The sequence below is a fragment of the Galbibacter sp. L-19 genome, assembly GCF_056857615.1.
Genome location: NZ_JBSXNL010000008.1, coordinates 1 through 10,301 on the forward strand (window position 1 = coordinate 1; position 10,301 = coordinate 10,301).

Consider the following 10,301-nt stretch of genomic DNA (forward strand, 5'->3'; position numbering starts at 1 on the left):
CCCGTAAGTTTTCTGAAGCGTATAAAAAATCTATTGTTGCAGATTTTGAAAGTGGTAAATTTAGCGTGTCCCAATTGGAGCGATTGCATAAGATCAGTAATCGTTCAATCTATCGTTGGATTTATAAATATTCCCCTTCAAGTTCAGGTGTCATTTTACACATTTTTAAATCTTCAAATTGACACATTTTCAAATTAGCACATTCAAAACTTTGCCCCTCTGAACCTTTGAACCTAAGTTGAAAAAACAGAATAGCCCAGAAACCAGAAAATTTCATTTATTCAACAATTCCATATTTAAAAATTGAAAGATTGAAGGATTGAAGAAGACTGAAGTCAGAAGTCAGAAGTCCGAAGATTTCATTTATTACACATTTAAAAATTGAAAGATTGAAAAATTGAAGGATTGAAGGATTGAAGAAGTCAGGAGTCAGGAGTCGGGAGTACGAAGGTGTCATTTTACACATTTTTAAATCTTCAAATTGACACATTTTCAAATTAGCACATTCAAAACTTTGCCCCTCTGAACCTTTGCCCCTCTGAACCTTTGAACCTTTGCAACGCAACCTTAAAGTTGAAAACTGCCTACTACAAACTGAACACTCCTCCCCCATTAACGTTTCCGATTCCTTCTATTTTTTCGCCACACAAAGTAAAATACAATTAAAAGTATAGGAATAAGAATGTAGATAATTACTTCCGACCACGATTGTAAGTCTAAAGGTTCGTTATTGCCTGGTTTCGGAATTCCGTCGGGCGATTGTAATAAAAGCGATGTGATGTATACAAAATTCATCTTCGGGTTGATTTAAGGTTATTGTTATAAGTTACAATTAATCTTATAGAAAAGTAGGGTGTTTTACATCATTTTAACCTTTATTTAGTAGTCTCTGTGTATACTAATAAGTCATTTTAAACGCTATAATTGGAAGTAGTTTCTATATTTGCATAACTAAATAGCAAAACATTATACGCTACTTTAGTTCATATTAATTTGCTTTCAAAATAATACGTGTGAAGAAAATAAATAAAATCTGTTGTATCGGAGCTGGATATGTTGGCGGACCAACTATGTCGGTTATAGCCCATAAATGTCCAGAAATTAAAGTTACAGTGGTAGATATCAATGCGAATAGAATAAAAGCATGGAACGATGAAAATCTAGATAAGCTCCCCGTTTACGAACCAGGATTAAAAGAAATTATAGCCGAGACCCGCAATAAAAATCTATTCTTTTCTACTGAAGTTGATAAAGCTATTGATGAGGCAGAAATGATTTTTATATCGGTAAATACGCCTACCAAAACCTACGGAAAAGGAAAAGGACAGGCAGCCGATTTAAAGTTTATTGAGCTTTGTGCACGTAATATTGCTAAGGTTGCTAAAGATGATAAAATTGTGGTAGAAAAATCTACCCTTCCTGTAAGAACAGCGCAGGCTATTAAAAATATCCTTGACAATACTGGTAACCATGTAAATTTTGAGATTCTTTCTAATCCAGAATTTCTAGCAGAAGGAACCGCTATAAACGATCTTCTGCATGCAGATAGAGTACTAATTGGTGGCGATGAAACTCCTGAAGGGGAAGCAGCTAAAGAAGCTTTGAGTGCTATTTATGAACATTGGCTTCCTAAGGAAAACATCTTAAAAACAAACATCTGGTCGTCGGAACTCTCAAAATTGGTTGCAAATGCCTTTTTAGCGCAACGTATTTCGTCTATCAATTCTATTTCTGCCTTGTGTGAAAAAACCGACGCCAATGTGCAAGAAGTTTCTAAAGCTATTGGTTTAGATAGTCGGATTGGTTCTAAATTTTTAAATGCTTCTGTTGGGTTTGGAGGCTCTTGCTTTCAAAAAGACATCTTAAACCTTGTATATATTGCCAAAAGCTATGGCTTGCATGAAGTGGCAGATTATTGGGAACAGGTAATTATTATGAACGATTATCAGAAATCTAGATTTGCCAATAATATTATTAGTACTCTTTATAATACTGTTTCTGGTAAAAAAATTGTTTTCTACGGATGGGCATTTAAAAAAGATACTAATGATACCCGTGAATCGGCCGCTATTTATGTTGCCGATGCCCTTTTAGAAGAGCAAGCAGAAATTGTAATTTACGATCCTAAAGTTTCTGAAGAGCGAATTTATGCCGATTTAGATTATTTAAATACCCGTTCTGAAGAGGAAAACAGAAAACTCGTTACCGTTGTAAAAGACCCTATAGAAGCGTCTAAAGATGCACATGCTATTGCCGTTTTAACAGAATGGGATGAGTTTAAAGCCTACAATTGGGAAACTATTTTTAAGCAAATGCTTAAACCTGCTTTTGTTTTTGACGGAAGGAGAATTCTAGATAAAGAAAAAATAAATAGCATAGGTTTTAACTATTATAGAATAGGAGAAAACGCCTAAAGCTAATTTTTATAAACTTAAAAATCCTGATAAGGCTATTTTAATAGCTTTATCAGGATTTTTTTATACTAAACACTATAAATAACACGCTGACTTTCAATAACTATCATTTTTTCTTACATTTTTTTTGCTTCAACTGTAACATTCTTCAAGTAATCTTATCTTTATTACAAACAATCCTTAAAAGGATAAAAAACTCACTAGTGAGAAACGAATAACTTTTTGAGCCAACAAGAATTACATATTGACCAGCTATTAGCATTATGCGCAGAAGGAAAACAATCTGCTCAACTATCGCTTTACAATCGCTATTACAAAGCAATGTACAACACGGCGTTTCGCATTGTAAAAGATAGTTTTGAAGCCGAAGATATTATGCAGGAATCGTTTTTAAACGCGTTTACGAAACTGGATACTTTTAAAGGCGAAGTAACTTTTGGAGCATGGTTAAAACGTATTGTTATTAACAACAGTATTCATCATTATAGAAAGCAGCAAAAACAAAATAATGTTGCCTTAGATGATGTAATCTATAGGGTTGAAGATGATAATGGAATTAATTCTGATCATGAGTTGACCAATATAAAGGCTCAAAAAGTGTTGCAAACCATGAGTATGTTGAAGGATAATTACAGAGTTGCTTTGACCCTTCATTTAATAGAAGGATACGACTATGACGAAATAGGAACCATTATGGAGTTAAGCTATGCAAATTGTAGGACTACAATTTCTAGAGCGAAGGAGAGTTTAAGAAAAAAATTACAAGCTGAAGTTTATGAAACAGAATAATAACATAGATAACTTGTTTGAAAATTTAAAAGACGAGTGGGATATTGAAACTCCACAAGAAGGACATGAAAATCGTTTTTTAGAGAAGTTGCAAACGCAAAAAAAAGTGGTTTCCATCCATAAAAAGAAGTCGAATAACTTTCCATGGAAATTACTCACTGTTGCTGCCTCTATTGCTGTTTTATTTATTGTTGGGTTTCAGTTTCTAAATACTGAAAGTGTAATAGAACAACAAGTAGCCGAAGAACCTACACAAATTGAAAAGACCGAGTTCTATTTTGCCTCTTTAATTAATGAAGAAGTTGAAAAGATTAAGGCAGAATCAACACCAGAAACTAAGCAAATTATTGCAGATGCTATGCTTCAGCTAAAAAAGTTAGAAAAAGACCATGAAAAATTAGAAGAAGATTTAGCAAATGAAGGTAATAGCAAACAAATTTTGCATGCCATGATTATTAATTACCAAACAAGAATTAATTTATTACAAGACGTACTCACTCAAATTGAAGAAATTAAACAATTTAAAACTACACAAGATGAAAATCAAATTATATAAAATCGCATTATTATTCTTATGTTTTCCTTTATTCGGTATCGCTGCTGGTCCTGGATGGAATGGAAAATACACCAAAGAGAAAAAAATAAAGAAAGAATTTAATGTAAGTCCGAAAGCGCTTTTAAAACTTAATAATAGCTACGGAAATTTACATATTACTTCTTGGAATGAAAACCGAACTGTTATAGAAGTTCATATAAAAACCAATAGTAATAGTGAAGAAAAGGCACAAAAGAAACTCGATGAAATTGATATAGAATTTCAAAATTCAAGTTCTATGGTTTCTGCCAAAACAATTTTTTCCAAAAGTGGCTGGGGATGGAGTAATAATAATGTGAGTATGGAAATAAACTATACTGTAAAAGTCCCTATAGGAAATACAGTAGATTTAAATAACGATTACGGCGGAATTTATTTAGATGAAATCAATGGGGTTGCTAATATTAGTTGTGATTACGGCCGTTTGGAGCTCGGAAAATTAAATGCAGATAACAATATATTAACCTTTGATTACACTTCAAAATCAACCGTTGAATACATGAAAAGCGGAAAAATAAGTGCCGATTATTCCTCTTTTGAAATTGAAAAAGCAGGCAATCTAGTTATCAGTGCAGACTATACCACTTCTGAAGTAAACAATGCTAAAAATGTAAAATACTCTTGTGATTATGGAAGTATCAAAATAAATAACACTGCTAATATTGAAGGTGTTGGAGATTACCTAACTACTCGTTTTGGAGTTGTACACGGAAATGTAGATATAACATCCGATTATGGTTCTATTCGTATTGAAGAAATGGCAGCAGATGCTGGTAATCTTCAAATAAGAAGTGATTATACGGGAATTAAAGTTGGTTACAATAGTGGTTATCATTTTGATTTTGAAATGAATCTTGAATATGCCGGATTGAGTGGCGACACCAATTTTGAATACAATATCAAAAGAGAGAAATCTACAGAAAAATATTACCAAGGATATTATGGAACTAAAGGTAAAAATAAAGTAAGCATTACCTCAGATTATGGAGGAGTGAGTTTTAGTAAGAAGTAGAGAAGTTGAATGTTGAATTTTGAATGTTAAATGTTGAATGTTGAATGTTGAATGTTGAAAAATACAAAATGTAATACATAGCTCTAGGCTCTAGGCTCTAGGCTCTATAAAATAAATAAAATCTATATACTAAATACTTTGTACTAAGTACTAAAATAACAATCAACTAAAAATTAAAACAATGAAAAAAATTATCTTATTATGTATTGCTGCAACAAGCTCTATGGCTGTTAATGCGCAATGGTTTGGCAGTGAAAATGTAAAAGGAAACGGAAATGTAATTACCGTAGAAAGGTCTACAGAAAATTACGATGCAGTAGGTGTGGCAGGCTTTTTTGACGTAGAACTAATTGCAGGAACGGAAGGAAAAATTACGATTACTGCAGAAGAAAATTTAATTCCGCATATTGAAACAGAAGTTAAAAATGGAGAACTTCAAATAAAAACTGAAAAAGGATATAATTTAAGTACAAGTCGTAGAAACAGTATTTTAATTATAGTACCATTTGAAAGTTTAGATGCAGTTTCTTTAGCAGGTTCTGGAGATGTAATTACTAAAAACACTATCAAAACAAATGCTTTTAAAGCTAATTTAGCAGGCTCGGGAGATTTAACCTTGGATGTAGAATCCACAAGCGTTGAAAGTCATTTAGCAGGTTCTGGAGATGTGGTTTTAAGAGGAAGTACAGGAGATTTTGAATGTGCCCTTTCTGGTTCTGGAGATATTTCAGCAAAACAATTAAAAGCTAAAAATGTAGACGTAAGCATCTCTGGTTCTGGAGATGTAGATGTACACTGCAACGGTGAGCTAAAAGTAAGAGTTTCTGGATCTGGAGATGTAGAATATTATGGTAACCCTACCAAAGAAGATAGTAAAGTATCTGGTTCTGGAGATGTTTCTAGAGGATAACATTAACCACCCATAGTTTATATAAAAAGAAGCCATTTGGAAGATTAACTTTCAAATGGCTTCTTTTATTATTTAAAGATATAGTTAAGACTCTTCAATCTATTACAACATCTTTATGTTATAGAGTTATTTTATTAGAACACTAAAACAATATTTTAAAAAGTACCAATAAAGTGACTACCAGCATTATTTTGCAATTGAGCCCCTTTTGTTACGTTTCCAGTTTCTGTATCTATAACATAAATATTTCCATCCTGTCCAACAGGAGCTTCAGTTACAAATACATCAGTTCCATCAACTGCAAAACCTTGATATTGGAATAAATAGAAATCTGTATTATACGGGATATCATCAATTTTTTGTGCAGTTCTAGCATTTAAATCGGCTAAGGCAAAAAATCCTTGAGGTCCTGCTACTCCTTCTTGAGAACCTGCATGACGATATGCTATCACTGCTTTTCCATTACTTACATATCTCCAAGCAAGAATATAAGCATCTTGAACTCCCAATGCATCATCTAAATTAAACACATAAGAATCATCATATTGGTTATTTGCATTAATCTTTAAAATATGAGAACCATTAGGGTCGCTTTGATTTGCTTGGTAAACGCTATTATTTTCAGCAAGAAATGCATTGATACTACGGTATCCATTTGTGTTTCCATGCCCTACAGTTGAAGTAATAACAGAAGGATTTAGTAAAGAAGGATAATCTAGTACTATTGTTTTAGACCCTAAAGCCTCAAAATCTCTATCGCTTTCTGCAGTAGCAGGATCAACTTTACTTAAACGAGCACCGATATATAATTTATCTCCAGAAGCATTTAATACTGGCATATCAATTCTAGAGATATAAAAACCTTGTGCCTCTTCTTCGGCACTTAAGCGTACCACGTGCTCTTGGAAATTATTTATAGATGAATTCACTAAATCCAAAGTTACTACTCCAATTTTAGCTTCAGTATAAGCATACTTTTCATCATCACCAAATTGATGCTCTGTAGATACATATACTGCAGCTCCAGTTCTATCTCCATCAAATAATTTTATCCATCTAGGTGCGGTACCAACATAAGGAGCAATACTAACTTCTGTACCTGTTTTTTGAAAATCTTGACCTCCATTTACGGTATACTTAGTGTAATTCCCGCCTGTATCTCCAGCGTAACTAATATTAAACATAGTATTTCCATCTTCAGAAGATTGCAATCTCGCAGTTCTATTAGAAGGTACTATAAATCCGTTATCAAAAGGAGCTAATACCTTGTTTGGGTCTTTAGCATCTTCGCTACTAACAGAGTATATCAATGTTCCTCCATTTCCATCGCCTGGGTTGTCTCCCATTTTAGCAGCGGCAACGGTAATCCATCTACTATCTTCCGTATTTTCTTCAATTATATCTGTAGAATCATCATCACTACAACTTACAGTAAGTAATAAGGCACTTAAGGCAAGGCTTAATGTTTTAAGATTTAAAAGTTGTTTTTTCATTTTGATTATAGTTAAAAGTTATTAATAAAATAATTTAGTTTTAAGTAAAAAGCTCTTCCTGGTTTCTGTACCGAAAGGTTGTCGTACACAGGCTTATCGAATATATTTTTAATATCGAAACTCATTACAAAGTTGTTATTTGGAAACGTATAGCTTAGTCCAAAGTCTTGTACTAATTGTTCAGGCACTCTAAAAAATTCATCTCCAACTGTATTTTCTCCTTGTGGAGGTAAGTAGGAGAAATCCTCTGTAAAGTATACATTGTAAAACAGGTTTAATTGGGAGTTATTCTGAAGTAAATTTTTAATTGTATAACGCCCTCCCCCATTCATAGTAAAAAACGGAGTATTAGGCACATCTATTTCCAATCCTCTATTCTCTACCTTTAAGTTGAAGCGAGAAGCATTAAAATTAAAGGTTAGATTGTTATTATAGGTGTAGTTTATCTGAGCATCAATCCCTTTAGATGTCCCACTTCCTTGATTAACATATAAAATTGTTTCATCATTAACATTCAAAGAATTTTCAATAGGCAATCCTATTCTATCCTTAATGTTTCGTGTAAAAAAATTAGTAGCTATTGTAAAATCGTGTTTTTTAATTCTAAATGTTCCAAACTTAAATCCGAAATTAAGGTTATTACTACGCTCTGGTTGAATGCTTGGGTTTGCCACCACATTATCTCCATCGTTCCCAAAAACCTCAGTCTCATTGGGTAAACGAACGGCTTTTTCTGCCGATACTAATAGTGTAACCGTTGGTTTAATTGCATAAGAAAGCGCAAAACCATAGCCATTATCTGTATTGTTACTACTTATTTCATCGTCAACAATAACTTGATTCCCGTTAGAATCTGTTTCAATAGCGGGGTCGATGTATATTGTTTTTTGCTGATAATATTTCCCGAATAAACTTGTTCTGAGTCGCTCATTAAAAGCATTTAACTCATAGGTAAACGAGAGTATATTTTTTTGTAAATCTCTTGTTCCAACAAATGTGTTCTCTAATACCGATTTTAGTTCGTCGCTATCTTCTCTATCGATACCACTATACACATGATTAAATAATATTTTATGATTATTGTTAATTTCATAAGAAATTCCCGTGCGTATAGAAGCAACATTTCTATCTATTTTGCTTAATGTTGGACCACCCTCTTGTTGAGAACCCCATGAATATTTATATTCGTCTCCCTTAAAATCAATAGCTCTCTCTCCTAACCAATTGTAAGCCCACGCTACAGTATCATTTACCATCCGGTTTCGTTTTCCATATAAACCGTGAATATTAACATCAAGCCCCTCAGTAAAAAGATTTTCCTTTTGATATGTTAAATTAGCCAATTTTGCATCCGACTCCATAAATCTTCCTTTATAAGGAGTAATTGTCATAAAAGCACCATGCTGAATTTCTTTATAATCATCTGAACCTGTAAAACCCACTAAAAACTGATCTGCCCATTTTACATCTGTAAAACCAACTTCTACAACGCCACCAGTAGATCTATAAGCATCATTAAATCTTTTAGCGGTAACTGGAGTTTGCACCCCACCAATACCTGTTACCACTACACTTCTACCAGAAACCTCATAATCATTGTCAGAATAATTGTGAAAAAGAGAACCTTTAACAGTAAAACCAGACTTTTTAAAACGATATAAACCATTAACACTTGCTTGTAAGGTGTTGAATGAACCATAGGAAACCGAGGCATTCAAATTGGATTTAGCTCCTTTATGAAGCACTACATTAATGGCTCCCCCTAGAGCATCATCTGCTAAATACCCTGGAACTACTCCTTTATATACCTCTATTCTTTTTATCATTGAAGGAGGAATACTGTTTAAACTAAAAGAAGAACCATACACAGAAATTGGAATTCCGTCTATAAAAATACGTACCGCACTTCCCGATAATCCATTTAAGCTATACTGTACTTCTGAACCCAACCCACCATTTTGACGAATCTTAACTCCTACAGTTGTATTTAACAACTCATTAGTTTGAATATTTCTAAGTCCAGCTTCCTTGGTATCTACTACATTTACAGCAAAACCTTCTGTTTCTATCTCCGTTTTTTGTGATTTCCCGTGAAGCATTACCTCATTTAATTCATGATGGTCTGAGCTTTCAAGGGTGCTATTTTTAACAACTTCTTCTGTATATAGCGCTACCTCTATAATTTGGGTTTTTGCATCTATTGAATGTACTTCTAATACGTAATCTCCATAAGGAATTTCTTTAAATACATAGTTTCCTCTAGGGTTTGTAGCTGCATCCTTTTGGACTCCATTACCTTTAAGGATTAGGTAAATTCCTTCGGCTATAGTATTATCATCATATTTTATATTTCCACGAAGCGTTGCTTTTTGGGCAAAAGTGAAACCGCCAAACATTAAAAATAGTACTATTAAAAACCCCTTATTTTCGAACATTTTCTAAATTTTGATGCAAATATATATTTATTTAGATTTAATTAAAATAAAACACTATTTATTTTTAGTCTAAATAAATTTAAAAATGTTATAATTAAAACAGAAGAGTTTATTTATTATTAACTACATCAGGGAAGCCTAAAGCCATGGTTGAATAAAGAAAATTTAATTTAGAGATAGGCTTATCTAACAAATCAACTACCTCGTGGAAAGCCTACGATGTATTCAAAGGAAAAATATTTTAATCCATTTCGACGTAGAACCCTTCGATATACTCAGAACAAGCTCTGGGGAATAAAACCCTCAATGAAGGATTCAAGACAAGCTATGGGTAATTAAAGCTTATATGAAGGATTGAGGGGGAAGTTTAATATTGATATGAATAATTAAAAAAAGTGCAACCTCAATTTTGAGGTTGCACTCTATATATACTATTGTAAAACGATTATTAAATCAACTCCCTCGCGATAAACCTGTTTGCCAACAAAGGTAGATCCACGAAGAATTCAAAGGGTAGTATCCAAAAAACTGTGTAAAGTAAGATTTAAGGTGGGTTTTAAAACCCACCTTAAATTTTTGTATAATTTTATAAAACACAGTTATTATGACACCAGAAGAGAAACAACAATTTTTAAAAAGCGGTCTTTTAGAAG

Annotated in this window: 9 protein-coding genes; 6 read left to right on the forward strand and 3 right to left on the reverse strand. The window is 33.0% G+C overall.

Going from position 1 to position 10,301, the window contains the following annotated elements:
- Window positions 1-182: transposase (locus AC13CQ_RS00145; RefSeq protein WP_482882580.1), on the forward strand; the 182-nt coding region annotated here is incomplete at its 5' end.
- Window positions 183-612: 430 nt separating this feature from the next.
- Here AC13CQ_RS00145 and AC13CQ_RS00150 read toward each other — a convergent pair.
- Window positions 613-795: a hypothetical protein gene (locus tag AC13CQ_RS00150; RefSeq protein ID WP_008616224.1), complete on the reverse strand. Its 183-nt coding sequence runs from the start codon at window positions 793-795 to the stop codon at window positions 613-615.
- Window positions 796-1,013: 218 nt separating this feature from the next.
- Between AC13CQ_RS00150 and AC13CQ_RS00155 the strand changes: the two genes are divergently transcribed.
- The 5 genes from AC13CQ_RS00155 to AC13CQ_RS00175 all read left to right on the forward strand — a co-directional run bounded on the left by AC13CQ_RS00155 (window position 1,014) and on the right by AC13CQ_RS00175 (window position 5,720).
- Window positions 1,014-2,414, forward strand: coding sequence for a nucleotide sugar dehydrogenase (locus AC13CQ_RS00155; protein WP_474507486.1), 1,401 nt, complete (start codon window positions 1,014-1,016; stop codon window positions 2,412-2,414).
- A gap of 222 nt (window positions 2,415-2,636) precedes the next feature.
- Window positions 2,637-3,203 carry an RNA polymerase sigma factor gene (locus AC13CQ_RS00160; protein ID WP_008616221.1) on the forward strand — a complete coding sequence of 189 codons (567 nt, stop codon included), beginning with the start codon at window positions 2,637-2,639 and terminating at the stop codon, window positions 3,201-3,203.
- A complete protein-coding gene (locus AC13CQ_RS00165; RefSeq protein ID WP_008616219.1) occupies window positions 3,190-3,759 on the forward strand; it encodes a hypothetical protein in 570 nt (189 codons plus the stop codon). The genes AC13CQ_RS00160 and AC13CQ_RS00165 overlap by 14 nt, the downstream gene beginning before the upstream one ends.
- Window positions 3,740-4,810, forward strand: a complete 1,071-nt coding sequence (locus AC13CQ_RS00170) for a DUF4097 family beta strand repeat-containing protein (protein WP_474507487.1) — start codon at window positions 3,740-3,742, stop codon at window positions 4,808-4,810. The genes AC13CQ_RS00165 and AC13CQ_RS00170 overlap by 20 nt, the downstream gene beginning before the upstream one ends.
- 181 nt (window positions 4,811-4,991) lie before the next feature.
- Entirely contained in the window at window positions 4,992-5,720 is a 729-nt protein-coding gene (locus AC13CQ_RS00175) for a head GIN domain-containing protein (protein ID WP_335588806.1), read from the forward strand.
- Between the two features lie 155 nt (window positions 5,721-5,875).
- Here AC13CQ_RS00175 and AC13CQ_RS00180 read toward each other — a convergent pair whose 3' ends face one another.
- Entirely contained in the window at window positions 5,876-7,213 is a 1,338-nt protein-coding gene (locus tag AC13CQ_RS00180) for a hypothetical protein (protein ID WP_335588805.1), read from the reverse strand.
- Between the two features lie 11 nt (window positions 7,214-7,224).
- Window positions 7,225-9,648, reverse strand: a complete 2,424-nt coding sequence (locus tag AC13CQ_RS00185; protein WP_008616215.1) for a TonB-dependent receptor — start codon at window positions 9,646-9,648, stop codon at window positions 7,225-7,227.
- Window positions 9,649-10,301 lie beyond the last annotated feature (653 nt).